The organism is Acinetobacter sp. PC34 (genome assembly GCF_051789135.1).
Classification (GTDB): Bacteria; Pseudomonadota; Gammaproteobacteria; order Pseudomonadales; family Moraxellaceae; genus Acinetobacter; species Acinetobacter johnsonii.
In genome coordinates this window covers 3220508-3239363 of sequence record NZ_CP196664.1, presented here as the reverse complement: position 1 = coordinate 3239363, position 18856 = coordinate 3220508, and the positions used below count along the sequence as shown (strand labels likewise).

At 43.0% G+C, this 18856-nt stretch carries 12 protein-coding genes and 1 pseudogene; 11 read left to right on the top strand and 2 right to left on the bottom strand.

Annotation, left to right across the window (positions count from 1 at the left end; genetic code table 11):
- The first annotated feature begins 117 nt into the window (after positions 1-117).
- From rplJ to ACSC9N_RS15720, 6 genes are all read left to right on the top strand, one after another.
- Positions 118-624 carry a 50S ribosomal protein L10 gene (gene rplJ, locus ACSC9N_RS15745; RefSeq protein ID WP_010325732.1) on the top strand — a complete coding sequence of 169 codons (507 nt, stop codon included), beginning with the start codon at positions 118-120 and terminating at the stop codon, positions 622-624.
- A 48-nt stretch (positions 625-672) separates the two neighbouring features.
- A complete protein-coding gene (gene rplL, locus ACSC9N_RS15740) occupies positions 673-1038 on the top strand; it encodes a 50S ribosomal protein L7/L12 (RefSeq protein ID WP_004692767.1) in 366 nt (121 codons plus the stop codon).
- A 301-nt stretch (positions 1039-1339) separates the two neighbouring features.
- Positions 1340-5428: a DNA-directed RNA polymerase subunit beta gene (gene rpoB / locus ACSC9N_RS15735; protein WP_010325733.1), complete on the top strand. Its 4089-nt coding sequence runs from the start codon at positions 1340-1342 to the stop codon at positions 5426-5428.
- A 154-nt stretch (positions 5429-5582) separates the two neighbouring features.
- The gene (gene rpoC / locus ACSC9N_RS15730; protein WP_010325734.1) at positions 5583-9782 is read left to right on the top strand and encodes a DNA-directed RNA polymerase subunit beta'; all 4200 of its coding nucleotides are present in this window, start codon (positions 5583-5585) and stop codon (positions 9780-9782) included.
- Between the two features lie 168 nt (positions 9783-9950).
- On the top strand, positions 9951-10490 hold the full coding sequence (locus ACSC9N_RS15725) for a hypothetical protein (RefSeq protein ID WP_010325735.1): 540 nt from the start codon (positions 9951-9953) through the stop codon (positions 10488-10490).
- A 149-nt stretch (positions 10491-10639) separates the two neighbouring features.
- Positions 10640-10996: a hypothetical protein gene (locus ACSC9N_RS15720; RefSeq protein ID WP_010325736.1), complete on the top strand. Its 357-nt coding sequence runs from the start codon at positions 10640-10642 to the stop codon at positions 10994-10996.
- Between the two features lie 160 nt (positions 10997-11156).
- On the opposite strand, the pseudogene ACSC9N_RS15715 reads toward ACSC9N_RS15720, so the two are convergent.
- Positions 11157-11656 (bottom strand): annotated as a pseudogene (locus ACSC9N_RS15715) (DUF4442 domain-containing protein).
- Positions 11657-11738: 82 nt separating this feature from the next.
- On the opposite strand from ACSC9N_RS15715, the gene ACSC9N_RS15710 reads away from it, so the two are divergent.
- The 5 genes from ACSC9N_RS15710 to htpG all read left to right on the top strand — a co-directional run bounded on the left by ACSC9N_RS15710 (position 11739) and on the right by htpG (position 17522).
- Positions 11739-12623, top strand: coding sequence for an alpha/beta fold hydrolase (locus ACSC9N_RS15710; protein ID WP_058952362.1), 885 nt, complete (start codon positions 11739-11741; stop codon positions 12621-12623).
- A gap of 101 nt (positions 12624-12724) precedes the next feature.
- Complete coding sequence (locus ACSC9N_RS15705) at positions 12725-14095, top strand: Na+/H+ antiporter family protein (RefSeq protein WP_004978663.1); 1371 nt, start codon at positions 12725-12727, stop codon at positions 14093-14095.
- A gap of 316 nt (positions 14096-14411) precedes the next feature.
- The gene (locus ACSC9N_RS15700; RefSeq protein WP_010325739.1) at positions 14412-14999 is read left to right on the top strand and encodes an OmpW/AlkL family protein; all 588 of its coding nucleotides are present in this window, start codon (positions 14412-14414) and stop codon (positions 14997-14999) included.
- A 160-nt stretch (positions 15000-15159) separates the two neighbouring features.
- Positions 15160-15504: a lysozyme inhibitor LprI family protein gene (locus tag ACSC9N_RS15695; protein ID WP_010325740.1), complete on the top strand. Its 345-nt coding sequence runs from the start codon at positions 15160-15162 to the stop codon at positions 15502-15504.
- A 98-nt stretch (positions 15505-15602) separates the two neighbouring features.
- Entirely contained in the window at positions 15603-17522 is a 1920-nt protein-coding gene (htpG, locus tag ACSC9N_RS15690; protein WP_010325741.1) for a molecular chaperone HtpG, read from the top strand.
- A 180-nt stretch (positions 17523-17702) separates the two neighbouring features.
- On the opposite strand, the gene ACSC9N_RS15685 is transcribed toward htpG, so the two are convergent.
- Complete coding sequence (locus ACSC9N_RS15685; RefSeq protein ID WP_029574925.1) at positions 17703-18854, bottom strand: hypothetical protein; 1152 nt, start codon at positions 18852-18854, stop codon at positions 17703-17705.
- Positions 18855-18856: the final 2 nt, after the last annotated feature.

The following is an 18856-nucleotide window of genomic DNA, read 5'->3' as shown; positions in this document are numbered from 1 at the left end:
CCTGAGTAGACGCGGTGGTGTGATTTGTTCATCCTCCGCGTGTAAGTTCAGTGATGAACTTGCGAATTGGGAGTGTACTTCGCGTAAGTACATAAATCACCGTTAGGAGGTTTTACAATGGCTCTTCTTATCGAAGGCAAAAAACAGATCGTTGCTGAAGTAACTGAAGTTGCTTCTACTGCGTTTGCTGCTGTTGTTGCTGACTACCAAGGTTTAACTGTTGAGCAATTAACTGCTCTTCGTGTTGAAGCTCGTAAGTTAGGTGTTGCTACACGTGTTGTACGTAATACTTTGGCTAAACGCGCTCTTCAAGATACTCCATTCAATATCTTGAACGACAACCTTGTTGGCCCAACAATTTTAGCTTTCTCAACTTCTGCAGATGACATGGGTGCTGCGGCACGCTTATTCGAAGAATTTGCGAAAACTAACAAAGCATTTGAACTTAAAGCTGCTGCATTTGAAGGCAAACTTTATCAAGGCGCAGAAGTTAGCGTTATCGCGAATCTTCCAAACCAAGAGAAAGCGCTTACTATGCTTGCAAACGTTCTTCAGGCTCCTATTTCGAAATTGGGTCGCTTACTTACAGCGCTTCAAGAGAAAAACGAGTCAGAAGCTGCATAAGCTCAAACTTAAACACACATCATTCAATACCCATTTGGAGTTACTCTCATGGCTTTAACAAACGAAGAAATCTTAAACGCAGTTGCTGAAAAAACTGTTCTTGAACTTGTTGAACTTATTTCTGCTTTCGAAGAAAAATTCAACGTATCTGCTGCTGCTGTAGCTGTAGCTGCAGGTCCTGCTGCTGCTGCTGCTGAAGAGCAATCAGAATTCAACGTTGAGTTGACTTCTTTCGGCGCGAACAAAGTAGCTGTGATTAAAGCAGTTCGTGAAATCACTGGTCTTGGCTTGAAAGAAGCTAAAGACATGGTTGAAGGCGCTCCTTCAGTTCTTAAAGAAGCAGTTTCTAAAGAAGAAGCTGAAGAACTTAAGAAAAAACTTGAAGAAACTGGTGCTACTATTACTATTAAGTAATGCTACCAGGGGGGGAATATTAATTTCACCCCAAAAATTGGCTGATGGCTCTTGGGTCATCAGCCTTTTTGCGTTACAATAATCGGCTCGATTTTTGTTTGCTTGGTGGAAAATCCATCAAATTAAAATAAAGAAAAGAATCAAACGCTTACCAATATTTTTCAAATTTAAAAATATTGGTAAGCGTTTCAATACCACTGAAAATTGCAGCATTTGTAAAAAGTGGTGGCCATATCGGCCTGCGTAATTCCTTCTGAGCCCGTTCTGCAGGCGGGCTCGGTTTACTTTCCGAGGACTCCAGATGGCATACTCATATACCGAAAAGAAACGGATCCGTAAGAATTTTGGTAAATTGCCTAGTGTTATGGATGCTCCGTACTTGCTCGCGATTCAAGTCGACTCGTACAGAACATTTTTACAAGATGGCAAATCACCAAAAAACCGCGAAGATATCGGTCTGCAAGCCGCGTTTCGTTCAGTTTTTCCTATAGAAAGTTATTCTGGCAATGCTGCTTTAGAATTTGTTGAGTATAGTCTTGGTAAGCCTGAGTTTGATGTACGCGAATGTATTCTTCGTGGCTCAACTTATGCAGCACCAATGCGCGTAAAAATTCGTTTGATCTTAAAAGATCGCGAAACTAAATCAATTAAAGACGTGCGCGAGCAAGAAGTGTACATGGGTGAAATGCCACTCATGACCGATAACGGTACATTCGTTATTAATGGTACTGAGCGTGTAATCGTATCTCAATTACACCGTTCACCGGGCGTATTCTTTGACCACGATAAAGGCAAAACCCACTCTAGTGGTAAAGTGCTTTATTCTGCGCGTATTATTCCTTACCGTGGTTCATGGTTAGACTTTGAATTTGACGCAAAAGACCTTGTATTTGTGCGTATTGACCGTCGTCGTAAATTACTTGCGACTGTGGTTCTTCGTGCTTTGGGTTATAACAATGCGCAAATCTTAGACTTGTTCTATGAAAAAGTGCCTGTATACCTAGACATGGGTAGCTACCAGATTGACCTTGTTCCAGAACGCTTGCGTGGTGAAATGGCACAATTTGACATCGTAGACAATGATGGCAAAACCATTGTTGAGCAAGGCAAGCGCATCAACGCGCGTCATGTGCGTCAAATGGAAGCTGCTGGCCTAGAAAAGCTTTCTGTGCCAGATGAGTACTTGTACGAGCGTATTACTGCAGAAGACATCCCACTTAAAGATGGTGATGTGATTGCAGCAAATACCTTGTTAAGCCATGAAGTGATGGTGAAATTGGCTGAAGGTGGTGTTAAACAATTTAACATTCTATTCACCAATGACATCGACCGTGGTTCATTCGTTGCAGATACTTTACGTGCAGATACCACGACAGGTCGTGAAGAAGCATTGGTAGAAATCTACAAAGTAATGCGTCCAGGTGAGCCACCAACGAAAGAAGCGGCTGAAAATTTATTCAATAACTTGTTCTTCTCTTCAGAACGTTATGACCTCTCTCCAGTGGGTCGTATGAAGTTCAACCGTCGTTTGGGTCGTCCTTACGAAGTGGGTACGGATCAGAAGTCTCGTGAAGTTGAAGGAATTTTGTCGAACGAAGATATCACTGATGTACTCAAAACATTGGTTGAAATCCGTAACGGTAAAGGTGAAGTCGACGATATCGACCACTTGGGTAACCGTCGCGTGCGTTCAGTAGGTGAAATGACTGAAAACCAATTCCGTGTTGGTCTAGTTCGTGTAGAACGTGCTGTTAAAGAACGTTTAAGCCAAGCTGAAACAGATAACTTGTCTCCGCAAGATTTGATCAATGCGAAACCAGTGGCTGCTGCAATCAAAGAATTCTTTGGTTCAAGCCAATTATCTCAGTTCATGGACCAAAACAACCCATTGTCTGAGATTACGCACAAACGTCGTGTATCGGCGCTTGGTCCTGGTGGTTTGACACGTGAACGTGCGGGCTTTGAGGTACGTGACGTACACCAAACTCACTACGGTCGTGTATGTCCAATTGAAACGCCGGAAGGTCCAAACATTGGTTTGATCAACTCGCTTTCTGTTTATGCGAAATGTAACAATTTCGGTTTCTTAGAAACACCATACCGTAAAGTGGTTGATGGTCGTGTAACGGATGAAGTTGAGTATTTATCTGCAATTGAAGAAGTAGGTACTGTGATTGCACAGGCCGATTCTGGCGTAGATAAAGACGGTAACTTAACAGAAGAATTTGTTTCTGTACGTCACCAAGGTGATTTCGTACGTATGCCGCCTGAAAAAGTGACGCATATGGACGTTTCTGCACAGCAGGTTGTTTCTGTTGCTGCATCACTGATTCCATTCCTTGAACACGATGACGCCAACCGTGCATTGATGGGTTCAAACATGCAGCGTCAAGCTGTGCCTACATTGATTGCTGACAAACCGCTTGTAGGTACAGGCATGGAAGCAAATGTAGCGCATGACTCTGGTGTGTGTGTGATTGCGGGTCGTGGTGGTCGTATCGAATTCGTCGATGCTTCACGTGTCGTGATTCGTGTCAACGAAGACGAAATGGTTGCAGGCGAGGCAGGTGTAGATATCTATAACCTGATCAAATATACACGTTCGAACCAAAACACTTGTATTAACCAAAAAGTTCTTGTGAAACTTGGTGATAAAGTCGGTCGTGGCGATGTATTGGCTGACGGTCCATCAACAGATGGCGGTGAGCTTGCACTCGGTCAAAACATGCGCGTTGCGTTCATGACGTGGAATGGTTACAACTATGAAGACTCGATCTTACTTTCAGAGCGCGTACTTCAAGAAGACCGTTTAACGTCAATTCACATTCAAGAATTGTCGTGTGTTGCTCGTGATACGAAGTTAGGCGCAGAAGAAATTACTGCGGATATTCCTAACGTAGGTGAAGCTGCACTGTCTAAGCTTGATGAATCAGGTATCGTATATATCGGTGCTGAAGTGACTGCTGGCGATATCCTTGTAGGTAAAGTAACGCCTAAAGGTGAAACGCAGTTAACACCAGAAGAAAAATTGCTTCGTGCAATCTTCGGTGAAAAAGCAGCTGACGTAAAAGACTCATCTTTACGTGTTCCATCAGGTACCAAAGGTACAGTGATTGACGTTCAAGTGTTTACACGTGACGGTCTTGAAAAAGACGAACGTGCGCAAGCAATTGAAAAAGCTCAGCTAGATTCATACCGTAAAGACTTGAAAGAAGAATACAAAATCTTCGAAGAAGCAGCACGTGAACGTATTGTTCGTTTGTTGACAGGTCAAGAGTCTAACGGTGGTGGTACAACCAAGCGTGGAGATAAGCTTTCTGCAGACGTGTTGTCTGGTTTAGAATTGGTTGATTTACTTGAAATCCAACCGACTGATGAAGCTATTGCAGAGCGTTTAACTCAAATTCAAGTGTTCTTGAAAGAGAAGAGCTTCGAAATTGATGAGAAATTTGCAGAGAAAAAACGCAAACTTTCTACAGGTGATGAATTAACAACAGGTGTATTGAAAGTTGTTAAGGTTTACTTGGCTGTTAAACGTCGCATCCAACCGGGTGATAAGATGGCAGGTCGTCACGGTAACAAGGGTGTTGTTTCTAACATCTTACCTGTTGAAGACATGCCGCACGATGCCAATGGTGTTCCAGTCGACATCGTATTGAACCCACTGGGTGTACCGTCACGTATGAACGTGGGTCAGATTCTAGAGACTCACTTAGGTATGGCAGCGAAAGGTCTTGGCGAAGAAATCGACAAGATGTTAAAAGCGCAACGTACTGTACTTGAGCTTCGTGGCTTCTTAGACAAGATTTATAACAAAGTTGGTGGCGAGCAAGAAGATCTTGATAGCTTAACTGATGATGAAATTTTGGTGCTTTCAGGTAACTTGCGTGCAGGTGTTCCACTTGCAACGCCAGTATTCGATGGTGCTGAAGAATCACAAATTAAAGACTTGTTAGAGCTTGCGAACATTTCACGTACTGGTCAAACAGTATTGTATGATGGTCGTACAGGTGAACAGTTTGACCGTCCTGTAACTGTAGGTTACATGTACATGTTGAAACTGAACCACTTGGTAGACGACAAGATGCACGCGCGTTCTACTGGTTCTTACTCATTAGTAACTCAACAGCCGCTTGGTGGTAAAGCACAATTCGGTGGTCAGCGTTTCGGTGAGATGGAAGTCTGGGCGCTTGAAGCATATGGCGCAGCTTACACGCTTCAAGAAATGCTTACTGTTAAGTCGGATGACGTTGAAGGTCGTACCCGTATCTATAAGAACATTGTAGATGGTAACCATTATATGGACCCAGGTATGCCTGAATCGTTCAACGTATTGACCAAAGAGATCCGTTCTTTAGGTATCAACATTGAACTGAAAAATGGTGACTAAGAAATCTCCCCCAGCCCCTCTTTATTAAAGAGGGGAGCAAATCCCCCTTTACAAAGGGGGATTTAGGGGGATTAGATATTCCCAAATTTCAGTAAAAACAATATTTGTGACCCAGTTGTGTAGTGAAAGTCTCCACAACACACGGAGAAAAAAATTGAAAGACTTGCTCGATATCATGCGCAAAAAGACGGATTCAGACGGTCATGCTCCAGTTGAGTTTGATCGCATCCGTATTGGTCTTGCGTCACCAGAAATGATTAAGTCATGGTCTCATGGTGAAGTTAAAAAGCCTGAAACCATTAACTATCGTACGTTCAAACCAGAACGTGATGGTTTATTCTGTGCCAAAATTTTTGGCCCAGTCAAAGATTACGAATGCTTGTGTGGTAAATACAAGCGTATGAAATACAAAGGCGTCATTTGTGAAAAATGTGGCGTTGAAGTAACAACTGCGAAAGTTCGTCGTGAGCGTATGGGTCACATCGAGCTGGCGTCTCCAGTTGCACATATTTGGTTCTTAAAATCACTTCCGAGCCGTATCGGTCTATTATTAGACATGACTTTACGTGATATCGAACGTGTATTGTATTTCGAATCTTACGTAGTAACTGACCCAGGTATGACTCCATTTGAGAAATACCAACTTCTTAATGATGAAGAATACTTCAACGCTTTAGAAGAACACGGTGATGAATTCACTGCGAAAATGGGTGCAGAAGCTGTTCAAGACTTGTTAAAAGACATCGATCTTGAAAACGAAATTTCACGTTTACGTGAAGAAATTCCAAACACAACGTCTGAGACGAAGCTTAAAAAAGCGTCTAAGCGTTTGAAGTTGATGGAAGCGTTCAAAGAGTCAAACAACAAGCCAGAATGGATGGTGATGAATGTACTTCCAGTACTTCCACCAGATCTTCGTCCGTTAGTACCACTTGAAGGTGGTCGTTTCGCGACTTCTGATTTGAACGACCTTTACCGTCGTGTGATCAACCGTAACAACCGTTTGAAGCGTCTTCTTGACCTTGCAGCGCCAGACATTATCGTACGTAATGAAAAACGTATGTTACAAGAGTCTGTAGATGCATTGCTAGACAACGGTCGTCGTGGTCGTGCAATCACGGGTTCGAACAAGCGTCCTCTTAAATCTTTGGCTGACATGATCAAAGGTAAACAAGGTCGTTTCCGTCAAAACTTACTTGGTAAGCGTGTTGACTATTCAGGTCGTTCGGTAATTACTGTAGGTCCTACTTTACGTCTGCACCAATGTGGTCTTCCGAAGAAAATGGCGCTTGAATTATTCAAGCCATTCATTTTCGCGAAACTACAAGCATCTGGCCAAGCAACAACCATTAAAGCTGCGAAGAAAATGGTTGAGCGCGAAACGCCAGAAGTTTGGGACGTTCTTGCTCACGTGATTCGTCAACACCCTGTGATGTTGAACCGTGCGCCTACACTTCACCGTTTGGGTCTTCAAGCATTTGAACCGATCCTGATTGAAGGTAAAGCGATCCGTCTTCACCCACTCGTTTGTGCTGCGTTTAACGCCGACTTCGATGGTGACCAAATGGCGGTACACGTACCATTAACGCTTGAAGCGCAGTTAGAAGCGCGTGCGTTAATGATGTCGACCAACAACATCTTGTCTCCAGCGAACGGTGAGCCAATCATCGTACCGTCTCAGGACGTTGTCTTAGGCTTGTATTACATCACGCGTGATGCGATCAATGCCAAAGGTGAAGGCATGGTGTTTGCAGATACTCACGAAGTTAACCGTGCACTTGCAACAGGTCAGGTAAATTTACACGCTCGCGTAAAAGCACGTGTACACCAGACTGTGATTGATGAAAATGGTAACCGTGAACAGCAAACCATTGTTGTGGATACAACACCAGGTCGCTGCTTACTTTGGGAAGTTGTGCCAGAAGGTATGGATTTCCAACAAATCAACGTTGAGATGACCAAGAAAAACATCTCTAAATTGATTAACTCTTGCTACCGTAAATTAGGTCTTAAAGATACAGTGATCTTTGCTGACCAATTGATGTACTTAGGTTTCCGTCAAGCGACACGTTCAGGCGTATCGGTCGGTATGGAAGACATGGTGATTCCACCTGCGAAGTACTCAATTATTGAAAAAGCAGAAGTTGAAGTTCGTGAAATTGAGCAACAGTTCGAACAAGGTTTCGTAACTGCGGGCGAACGTTACAACAAAGTTGTCGATATTTGGGCACGTACCAACGACCAAGTAGCGAAAGCGATGATGGACAACTTGTCTTTTACCACTGTTAAAAACAAACAGGGTGAAGATGAGAAGCAAAAATCATTCAACTCGATCTATATGATGTCTGACTCAGGTGCCCGTGGTTCGGCAGCTCAGATTCGTCAGTTAGCGGGTATGCGTGGTTTGATGGCGAAACCAGATGGTTCGATCATTGAAACTCCAATTAAAGCGAACTTCCGTGAAGGTTTGACAGTACTTCAGTACTTCATTTCAACACACGGTGCGCGTAAAGGTTTGGCCGATACAGCACTGAAAACAGCAAACTCTGGTTACTTGACACGTCGTCTTGTAGACGTAGCGCAAGACTTGGTTATTACTGAGCCTGACTGTGGTACTTTGGGCGGTCTTGTAATGACTCCGTTCATTCAAGGCGGTGACGTGATCGAGAACTTAGGTACTCGAGTACTGGGCCGTGTTGTTGCTGAAGATGTGAAAAAAGCAGGTTCTGACGACGTTATCCTGCCTCGTAACACTTTGATCGATGAGAAACTTGCAAACTTCCTAGAAGAGCAAGGTGTCGATGAAGTTAAAGTACGTTCAGTGGTTGCGTGTGAATCTACATTCGGCGTATGTGCGAAATGTTATGGTCGTGACCTTGCGCGTGGTCATCAGGTGAACCCTGGTGAGTCTGTGGGTGTTATGGCTGCACAATCGATTGGTGAGCCGGGTACACAGTTAACAATGCGTACCTTCCACGTAGGTGGTGCTGCAAGCCGAACGTCTGCTGCAAACAGCGTACAAGTACGTAACAAAGGTACTGTACGTTTCCACAATGTGAAAACAGTACAACATGCCAAAGGTCACTTGGTATCGACTTCTCGTTCAGGCGAAATCGGTATTGCGGATGATTTAGGTCGTGAGCGTGAGCGTTATAAACTGCCATACGGTGCGTCTATCTTGTTGAAAGATGGCGAAGCTGTAGAAGCTGGCGGTATTGTAGCGACTTGGGATCCGCACACACACCCACTTGTAACAGAAGTTGCAGGTAAAGTACGTTTCAGCCAAATTGCTGATGGCGTAACTGTTACCTCGAAAACTGATGATGCAACAGGTATGACGACGATTGAAATCTTACCTGTGACTGCACGTCCTGCGTCTGGTAAAGATTTACGTCCTGCGGTTGTTCTTGATACGACGGATGGTGGTGAGCAGTTCTACTTCCTACCACAAAACACGATTCTTTCTGTCCGTGATGGCGAAACAATTGGTGTGGGTGACGTTATTGGTCGTGTACCTCAAGAAACTTCACGTACGCGTGACATTACCGGTGGTCTACCGCGTGTAGCTGACTTGTTCGAAGCGCGTAAACCGAAAGAGCATGCAATTCTTGCTGAAATTTCAGGTGTTGTGAGCTTTGGTAAAGAGACTAAAGGTAAGAACCGTTTAGTGATTACTCCAGATGATGGTTCTGAGATTTACGAAGAACTGATTCCAAAATGGCGTACCATGAACGTGTTCGAAGGCGAACATGTGAACCGTGGTGAGACTGTTTCTGATGGTCCACAGAATCCACATGACATCCTACGCTTGAAAGGCGAAGTTGCGCTGACCAACTACATCGTGAACGAAGTTCAAGACGTATACCGTCTGCAAGGTGTAAAAATCAACGACAAGCACATTGAAGTGATCGTACGTCAAATGTTGCGTAAAGTTGATATCACTGATGGCGGTGATACAAGCTTCATCAAAGGCGAGCAAGTGGATTACATCCGTGTGATGCAAGAGAACCAAGCTGTTCTTGCGCAAAACAAGTTCCCTGCGAAGTTTGAACGTCAATTGATGGGTATTACTAAAGCGTCGCTTTCTACTGACTCGTTCATCTCTGCTGCATCGTTCCAGGAAACCACTCGTGTGTTAACTGAAGCGGCTGTAACAGGTAAAGAAGATGATTTACGTGGCTTGAAAGAGAACGTAGTTGTAGGCCGTTTGATTCCTGCAGGTACTGGTCTTGCATATCACTTAGAGCGTCGTCGTCAAGAAGCTGAAGCTGCAGAGCATGAGCTTGTAAATGACTTCTCTGATGTGGATCAAGCATTAAGCCAAGCATTTAGCGATGAGTTTAACGGTCTGTAATTAGCCCTTTAAACGCGTGAAAAAGCCACCTTCGGGTGGCTTTTTTTTGTCCTTTTGTTACAGAAGTGGATTTAAGCTTTTATAAATTTTACATTTTTCCTATAGTAAAAATATAAGTACACAAATCTCCTTACTTCATTAACGATTAAAAAATACAGGTGGTTCCACATGAAATTGACATCAAAACTATTGGGCTTAAGCATCTTCGCATTTGTGGGCCAAACGATGGCAGCGCCGATGCCGAATACCATCACCGTGGAGGATAAGGCGGTTGTACCGATTGTCAAAACACAGATTATTCGCAGTGTCGCGGGTCAAGACCCAGTGCGGACGACCGAAGCGACTATTTTTGAAGTGAAAAATGGTGGTAAAGATATTGTGGCGCGTGAAGTGGTTCTCGAAGAAAATGCCAGCCAATTTTCAGATAAAAAAATGTCTGCACCGATTGTGCAAAAAGGTAGCGTGATTGTTCCGACATCCAAAGTTGAAGTGAAATCGACCTTAAGTCAAGGTGGTGTAGTCCTTGCAGAAGGTAAGCAAGTTGATGCACAAGGGATTGAGTTTAAGAAAGGGCAGGAACCTGTACGTAAGGAGCTGAAACTAGATCAAGTGAAAGATCCGAACAGTAAAGAAAGTGTGACGCGTGCGGTGCTCCAAGAAAATGGCACCACCACCAAAGATGTGGTTGTGGTGAAAGAGCCTGAATAAGCTTGAGTTCAATACAGTATGAGGCCCTCTAAGGAGGGCTTCTTACTTACAAATTTTCAGCAATAGCACCTGTAACCGTAACATTTCACGGGTTTTAAGTTCATACTGATCTTTTATGCTGTAAGAAATAGCCAATAAGGACAAATCTCATGAAAAAATATATGAGCATTATTGCAGTGGCATCTCTTTCGACGATGCTGTTGGCAGGTTGTGAAAATATGAGCGCTTCTGATCAACGTATTGGGACAGCGGCTTTAGGCGGTGCAGTAGGTGGTGCTGCGGGGAATAGCCTCGGTGGCGGTGTAGGTGCAGCTGTTGGTGGCGGTGCTGGTGCTGCTGTGGGCAGTAAAGCTCAAGGTGGTTCAAACCGTAATGCAACCTACAGTGGTGTTGGCGGTGCGATTGGTTCAGCAGTGGGTAAAAGCGTGTTTGGTGGTAATACCGGCGCTGCCATTGGTGGAGCTATCGGCGGTGGTGCGGGCGCTGCAATTGAAGAACGTAAATAATGTTTTAAGTTCAAATTTCCAAAAAAAGCACTTCATGGAAGTGCTTTTTTTATAGCTGTGCCGGTTTAGGTTTTTTAAGACGGATATAGTCAAACTACTTTATTATCCATACATGATTCGAAAAAAATAAAAATAATTCATATACTTAGATATATTGGTTTTATAATGATTTGACTATATATAAAGTCTTTTCCACTTCTCCAATTCGAATGCCGGCTTCATCGTAAATATTTAAGGTATAAGTACGATGTACGGGGCATAGTTGTCGGCCAGTTGTTTCACAGTCGCGATTTCTTGGGCATCAAGGTGAAAGTCTGCATAGACTGTACTGCGTCCTGAACTGAGAAATTGGATAGAGGCTGCTTTGTCCCAGACAATATACTTATTGCCTAAGTAGTGCATCAGTAGGGTCATATAAAACGGGTCGACCATCGCATATAAACTCCCGCTAAAATGTACTCCGACAATATTTCGGTTTTGTCGAGTGAGGGGCATTTTGACGCGAATGTGGTCGTGTTTAAGGTCAAATTTTTAAATTTGAATCCCTGCACCTTTAAAGGGAGCAAAATGATTGAGAAAGTATTTCGCGACAATTGGCTGTGTCACAAGTTTTTTAAAATGCTCATTTCGGTCAATGGTATCTGATGAACTTCTATCCATACTAGAGAAGATCAAATCAATTGGTATTGATCGTTTTGCCAGTAAAGTATAAAAAACAGTCCATAACAATAAGGAGCTGAATATGGAGCAGCAAAGTTACTGGGTACAAACTACAGATCAGCAAAGACTTTATGTGAAAACATGGGGCAATGCGAACAATCCTGTGCTGGTCTTGGTGCATGGCTATCCAGATAATCAAGAGGTCTGGGAGCCTGTGATTGGGCATCTGGTGCAAGATTATTATATTGTGACCTATGACGTTCGCGGTGCAGGGATGTCGAGTGTGCCGCGTCGTACACGGGCCTATGCCTTGCCTCAGCTATCACTAGATTTGGAAAGTGTGGTGAATAGTGTGATTCCGCAGCTTAGCTTTCATCTAGTTGCGCATGACTGGGGTTCGATTCAGTCATGGGAGTCCGCGACTGAGCCAAAATTTAGAGAGCGTATGCTGTCATTTACCACTATTTCAGGCCCATGCTTAGACCATGCTGCATTTTGGATGCGTGAACAGTTCGTACAACATAAGCATCAATTTTTTAAGCAGTTAACGAAGTCTTGGTACATTGCGGCCTTTCAGTTGCCTTTTTTAGCACCGACAGTATGGCAGTTTTTTAGTCCTAAGCAATGGAGCAAAATTTTATCGCGTTTAGAAGGACGCTCAGACTTACCGCTGAATCATCACATTGCTGCCGATGGTAAGCACGGGGTTGCGCTCTACCGCGCGAACTTTATCCCACGCCTGACGAAACCTCGGGAACGCTTTGCAATTTGTCCCGTACTAGCGATTGTGTTGGAGCAAGATCAGTTTGTGAGTCCAGCGTTAATCGATGAAATGCCGAAGTGGGTCGAGGATTTTCAACGGGTGAATGTGAATGCCAACCATTGGGCAATCTTGAGCCAGCCAGAGGTAATTGCTAAAGAAATCAAAAGGTTTGTTCAAAACTGGCGTTGTGTTGAAGCCAGCTGAAATGATCTGTGAAAGAGAAAGGCGCTAGCGACCTGTAAGGGCAGAATTTTTTGGTTATTTTCTGATAAAATGCGCCTTTCTTCCAAGTCACTCTTTTCACTATGTTCGCAATTCTTGCCGCTATTGGGGTCATGTTTGGACTTTCATTAGCTCGTGTGCCTGTAGTATTTGCATTAATTATTGGTGCTGTCACAGGCGGTTTATTGGCTGGTTTAGGGCTACACGGTACCCTCGAAGCATTTAATAATGGGCTTGGGGGCGGCGCAAAAATTGCGTTGGCTTACGGGGTCTTAGGTGCATTTGCTTTGGCTTTGGCACGCTCAGGTTTACCTGACTTGTTGGCCTATAAGCTTATTAAAACATTGAAAGGTTCGAGCAATGAAAAGGCACAAAATCGGGTTAAATATCTGATTTTTATAACCGTCGCGTTAGCAGCAATTTGTTCACAAAACGTCATTCCTGTACATATTGCGTTTATTCCAGTCCTGATTCCTCCTTTATTAAGTGTGTTTAACCATCTTCAGTTAGATCGTCGACTAATTGCTTGTGTTCTAACCTTTGGCTTGGTTGCCACTTATATGCTGGTACCATTTGGATTTGGTGCGATTTTCCTGAATGACATCTTAGGTCAAAATATTAATACTTTCGGGCAACCCTACGGCTTTAAAATCAATTATGCCGATATCCCTTCAGCAATGGCCATTCCTGTTTTTGGCATGTTTGTTGGTTTATTGGTTGCTGTATTCTTTAGTTACCGTAAGAAACGTGTATACGAAGAAGTACATGTGGAACCAGTGCAGCAAAGTATTTCTTCTGAACTTGATATCACGGGTGAGAAGTCTAAGCCCGAAATTTCAAAGTTTACGTTATCTATGGCTCTCATTGCGGTAGTTGCTACGCTTTGGGTACAAATTGCATCAGATTCCATGATTTTAGCTGGTCTGGTTGGTGTTGCGATTTTGAGCTGTGCGGGCATTTTTAAATGGAAAGAAGCAGATGATGTGATTATTAGCGGTATGCGAATGATGGCATTAGTTGGTTTCATTATGATTGCAGCACAGGGTTTTGCATCTGTTATTTCTGCGACCAATCAAGTGCCAGCATTGGTAGAAGCATCAGTGCAATGGATTGGTTCTAGCCAAGGACTCGCTGCATTTTGGATGCTATTGATTGGCTTACTGATTACTTTAGGAATCGGTTCTTCGTTCTCTACCATTCCAATTTTAGCAATTATTTATGTGCCTTTGTGTATCCAGTTTGGTTTCAGTCCAGCGGCAACCATTGCGATTATTGGTACGGCTGCGGCACTCGGTGATGCGGGTTCTCCTGCTTCTGACTCCACTTTGGGACCGACTTCGGGTTTGAATATGGATGGTCAGCATGATCACATGAAAGACAGTGTGATCCCGACCTTTATTCACTTTAATATTCCACTCATGATTTTTGGTTGGATTGCGGCCATGGTTTTGTAATTTACCCTCCAATTATTATAAAAAGGCGATTTTAAATCGCCTTTTTTATTATTTATTCAGATTGAAATAATCGGGTTTATAATGTTAATTCGGATTAAAAAGGTTGGAATTAAAATATATTTATTTTGATTTAATGTTATTAATTTAAAACCAACTAAAATGGTATATTTAATATTTAAATTAATTTAAAACAATAACTTAAAAATGGTATTTAAAATACATTATTATTATAATTGCATATTAATTACACTCTTGTTTATGATGAATTAATGTTAATTTTTATATTAATTATTTTTACAAACAGAGGTTGTTTGAAATGTTGAAGCAAATTGCTCTAATTACATTAATGGGTCTTTCTGCATCTGCTGCAATGGCAGGTCAATGGCAAATCAAAGTCGGTGGATCTGCAGTTGCACCAACGCAAGATACAACAGTTGCTGCATTGGGGAATGCAAAAGTTGAAGCTGATAGCGAACTTGCGTTTACGCCATCGGTTGAATATTTCTTTAATGACAATATTTCTGCCGAGTTACTGCTAGCAACGCCAATTAGCCACGATGTACTCATTAATGGTGCAGAAGCAGTAAAAATTAAACATTTACCACCTACCTTAACGGCAAAGTATAACTTTAAAAACTCAACAGGTTTCACGCCTTATATCGGTGTCGGTGCAACCGCATTTATTGCATGGGATGAAGAAGGTGTGAAAAGCGTAAAAGAAGATTTCGGTTATGCTGCGCAAATTGGTTTTAACTTCCAACCTGCTGATGCAAAAAACTGGGGTGTGTTTGCCGATGTCCGTTATGCAGATCTGAACCCAGAAGTAAATGTAGATGGCACAACGAAGTTTAAATTAGATATCGATCCAGTAATTTATACACTCGGTTATAGCTACAAATTTTAATAATTAAAAGTAGCTTTTTAAGAACCTCATCGATGATGGGGTTTTTTTATGCAAAGACTAAAGTTGAATAGTGATCAATGCTGAAATAAATCACGATGATTCAGTATTAAAAGAAAATCATCTATAAAATGGATAGAAACAGAATAAGAGAGTTATAAAAATGAAATCTATGTTCGGAATCGGTTTAGTCTGTGGTTTGGCGTGGAGCATGCATGCTCAAGCGGCAAGTTTTAATTGTGATAAAGCAAAAACGACGACAGAACATGCGATTTGTGAGTATCGCCAAATCAATGACGCCGATGTGAAAATGGCCACCACTTATACCATTTTAAAACGTCTTGTTCCGATGGGGACACGTGGAATGATTCAGGATGAGCAAGTGAAGTGGTTGAGTCTCCGTGACCGTTGTGGTGCTTCACAAAGTTGCCTCATGGATGTGTATAAAATGCGCCAGCAGCAGTTAGAGCTGAATTTAGATCGTATTTACCGTCAAGGTCCATTTTAAAAAAAGTAAAAAAACTTACGATTGCTATTGAAAAACGTATCGCTCACTCCAATTCATTAAGCATTCTCTATAAGGCTTAATACATTAAGGAGCGATTGATGAGCGAGCAAAACGCACATAAACATAGTTTCCAAGCTGAAGTGGCTCAGCTATTACATTTAGTGACGCATTCACTGTATTCGAATCCTGACATTTTCCTACGTGAATTGATCTCAAATGCATCCGATGCCTGCGATAAACTGCGTTTTGAAGGCATTAATCATCCTGAATATTATGAAAATGACCCAGACTTACATGTGCGCGTCAGCTTTGATGAAGCCAATCAAACACTGACTATTTCAGATAATGGGATTGGTTTAACTGAACAAGAAGCGATTGATCACTTAGGGACGATTGCTAAGTCTGGAACCAAGGACTTTATGTCTAAGCTCACAGGTGACCAGAAATCAGATGCACAACTGATTGGTCAGTTTGGTGTCGGTTTCTACTCAGGTTTTATTGTGGCTGACAAAATTGCCGTAGAATCACGCCGTGCAGGTGTGCATGCCGATCAGGCGGTACGTTGGACCAGTGCGGGCACAGGTGAGTTCGAAGTCGAACAGATCCACAAAGACAGCCGTGGTACCGATATTATTTTACATTTGCGTGAAGATGCGTTGGATTATTTACAGTCGCATAAAGTGAAGCAAATTATCAATAAATACTCGGATCACATTAGCCTGCCGATTGAGATGCAAAAAGAGGTTTGGCAGCAAGAAGAAGCGGTTGAAGGTGAAGAGCCAAAACCGGGTCAGTATGTGAAAACGGGTGAGTGGGAAGCGATTAACTCAGCCAGCGCGCTGTGGACACGTAATAAAAATGAAGTGACCGAAGAGCAGTACGTCGAGTTTTATAAGAACCTTAGCCATGATTTTGCAGCCCCACTGGCATGGGCGCATAACCGCGTTGAAGGCAGTACCGAATATACGCAGTTGTTGTATGTACCGAGTAAAGCTGCTGCGAATATCTTTACCCGTGAAGCCAAAGCGGGGATTAAGCTCTATGTAAAACGGGTCTTCATTATGGATGACGCGGATAACTTGATTCCAAACTATTTACGCTTTGTCCAAGGGGTGGTCGATAGTGCCGATTTACCACTGAACGTTAGTCGTGAGTTGTTACAAGAAAGCCGTGATGTGAAAACCATTCGTGAAGGGAATGCACGCCGTGTATTGACCATGCTGGATGCTTTAGCCAAATCGGAAGATGAAAAAGATCAAGAGAAGTTCACAACCTTCTACCGTGAATTTGGTTCAGTATTGAAAGAAGGTTTGGGCGAAGACTTTGGTAACCGTGAGCGTATTTTAAAACTTTTACGCTTCTCAACTTCAAACAATGATGCGGTGAGCACTTCTTTGCAGGACTATAAAGCGCGTATGCCTGAGGGGCAAAAAGCGATTTACTATGTGACTGCAGACAGTCTCAATGCTGCGAAGAACTCGCCACAACTTGAGCTGTTTAAGAAAAAAGGCATTGAAGTCTTACTCATGGTAGACCGGGTTGATGAATGGGCAATGGAATTTGTGCATGAGTTTGATGGCACACCAATGCAGAACGTGGCGAAAGGTGCAGTCGACTTAGGTGATTTACAAGATGCCGAAGAGAAGAAAGCACTTGAAGCAGCCGCAGAGCAGTTTAAACCTGTGGTTGAAAAACTATCTGACTCATTGAAAGCCAAGACCAAAGAAGTACGTGTGACCACACGTTTGGTCGATTCACCTGCATGCTTGGTGACAGGTGAGGGAGAACTTTCTCCACAACTGATTCGTATGCTGCAACAAGCGGGTCAGGCCGTACCTGAAAGCAAGCCAATTTTGGAAATTAACCCAGAGCATCCATTGGTAAGAAAATTAGAAAATTCGGCACAGTTTGATGACTTGGCCAATGTAATTTTTGACCAAGCGCTGATTGCTGAAGGCGGCTTACCTGATGATCCTGCCGAATATATCAAACGGATTAACAGCTTATTGCTTCAATAAACCATTATATGTTTAAAGAAAGCCTATCGTTAAGATAGGCTTTTTTATGTCAACCCATTGGGGCAAGCACCTTAATATCTGTTGAACGCATCGATTTAATTGGCGGAAAAGAAGCTGATGTGGATATCCGTGGATAAGTGAGAACTTATCCACAGTTCAGCTTAAAGATTCACCATATCATTAAAATAAAGCCTCAAAACGGACCAAGGCACTGACGTAATGGCTGCGGTCTTCACGGTGATCGTTAAAATAATTTAAATCGCCTTGGATATAAAACCACTCGCGTAAGAAGGGTTGACGCCACGAGACAAAAGGCCCCCAACGGTTCAAGCGTAGGTCATCGTTGTTGTAGAAACCACCAGTGTAAATGCCGTAGTTAAAACGATTGCCATGAAAGAATTGGTGTTGTCTAAAGCTATAGTTATCCCAGAGCAGATCATCATCCTGATCGTCTGCATAGGTCAGACTGAACTGATTGGATAAAAATGGCTGATTGGGTCGTGCATGCGTCAGCTCTAGGTTGGTACGTAAGTAATTTTCACTGTCGATACCATAACGGTAAATCTGTTCAGCATAAGCACGAAAATCATTGTCGAGTTTCCATTCTTTCGATAACTCGATCCGCGCATAGATATCATCCCCTGAACGGACCCCCAAGTCGAAATCAGTTTCAAAAGGCAGACGATCTGATAATTGCGACCATCTTAAAGCCAGTGAGCTATTGGCATCACGGGTTTGGCGGCGATCAAATGTTTTATCGTTATTCGCACTGGGTGGATTTTCATTGGTAATTGCAACATTGTTTTGCAGTTCGTTATCTAATGAGTCATCCCCAAACACCACACTGAGTTTATGTTCTAAAGTTGGAAGTTTGACTCGACCTCGAATACGTGGTTTTACATCGTATTCATCATGTTTATTCCAGCGGTTATCGACCAAGACACGTAATGTGGCTGTAGCTGGTTTTTTAGGATCGGTTTCACCAAACCAATTGTCCATTTTGGCGGCTGTTCGGTCTGCCCAGTTTCGAACTTCTTTTTGCTGGCGGTCGACCCAGGTGCGCTCTTCAGTGAGATCAGTCGTGGGCACAATCAGCTCGTCCGATTCCTCAGGTAGAACGGTTGGAAGTGAGTCTATCCACTGTGGAATTTGGTATAAAAGTCCACTACCTTTGGGGGGCGATGCGATTTTGTCAATTTCAGCCACGTCGTGAGGTGGCACAAAATGTTGTGTGCTGTTGGTATTGCTTTCCGCCCAAGCCACGTTGACGTATGTACCTAAACTTAGGCAGAAAAATAAAGAGATGGATCCCACATGTTGAGTTCTTAGCATGC

Coding starts and splice junctions, on each gene's coding strand:
- rplJ (WP_010325732.1), top strand. CDS start 118: ATGGCTCTTCTTATCGAAGGCAAAAAACAGATCGTTGCTGAAGTAACT.
- rplL (WP_004692767.1), top strand. CDS start 673: ATGGCTTTAACAAACGAAGAAATCTTAAACGCAGTTGCTGAAAAAACT.
- rpoB (WP_010325733.1), top strand. CDS start 1,340: ATGGCATACTCATATACCGAAAAGAAACGGATCCGTAAGAATTTTGGT.
- ACSC9N_RS15725 (WP_010325735.1), top strand. CDS start 9,951: ATGAAATTGACATCAAAACTATTGGGCTTAAGCATCTTCGCATTTGTG.
- ACSC9N_RS15720 (WP_010325736.1), top strand. CDS start 10,640: ATGAAAAAATATATGAGCATTATTGCAGTGGCATCTCTTTCGACGATG.
- ACSC9N_RS15710 (WP_058952362.1), top strand. CDS start 11,739: ATGGAGCAGCAAAGTTACTGGGTACAAACTACAGATCAGCAAAGACTT.
- ACSC9N_RS15705 (WP_004978663.1), top strand. CDS start 12,725: ATGTTCGCAATTCTTGCCGCTATTGGGGTCATGTTTGGACTTTCATTA.
- ACSC9N_RS15700 (WP_010325739.1), top strand. CDS start 14,412: ATGTTGAAGCAAATTGCTCTAATTACATTAATGGGTCTTTCTGCATCT.
- ACSC9N_RS15695 (WP_010325740.1), top strand. CDS start 15,160: ATGAAATCTATGTTCGGAATCGGTTTAGTCTGTGGTTTGGCGTGGAGC.
- htpG (WP_010325741.1), top strand. CDS start 15,603: ATGAGCGAGCAAAACGCACATAAACATAGTTTCCAAGCTGAAGTGGCT.
- ACSC9N_RS15685 (WP_029574925.1), bottom strand. CDS start 18,854: ATGCTAAGAACTCAACATGTGGGATCCATCTCTTTATTTTTCTGCCTA.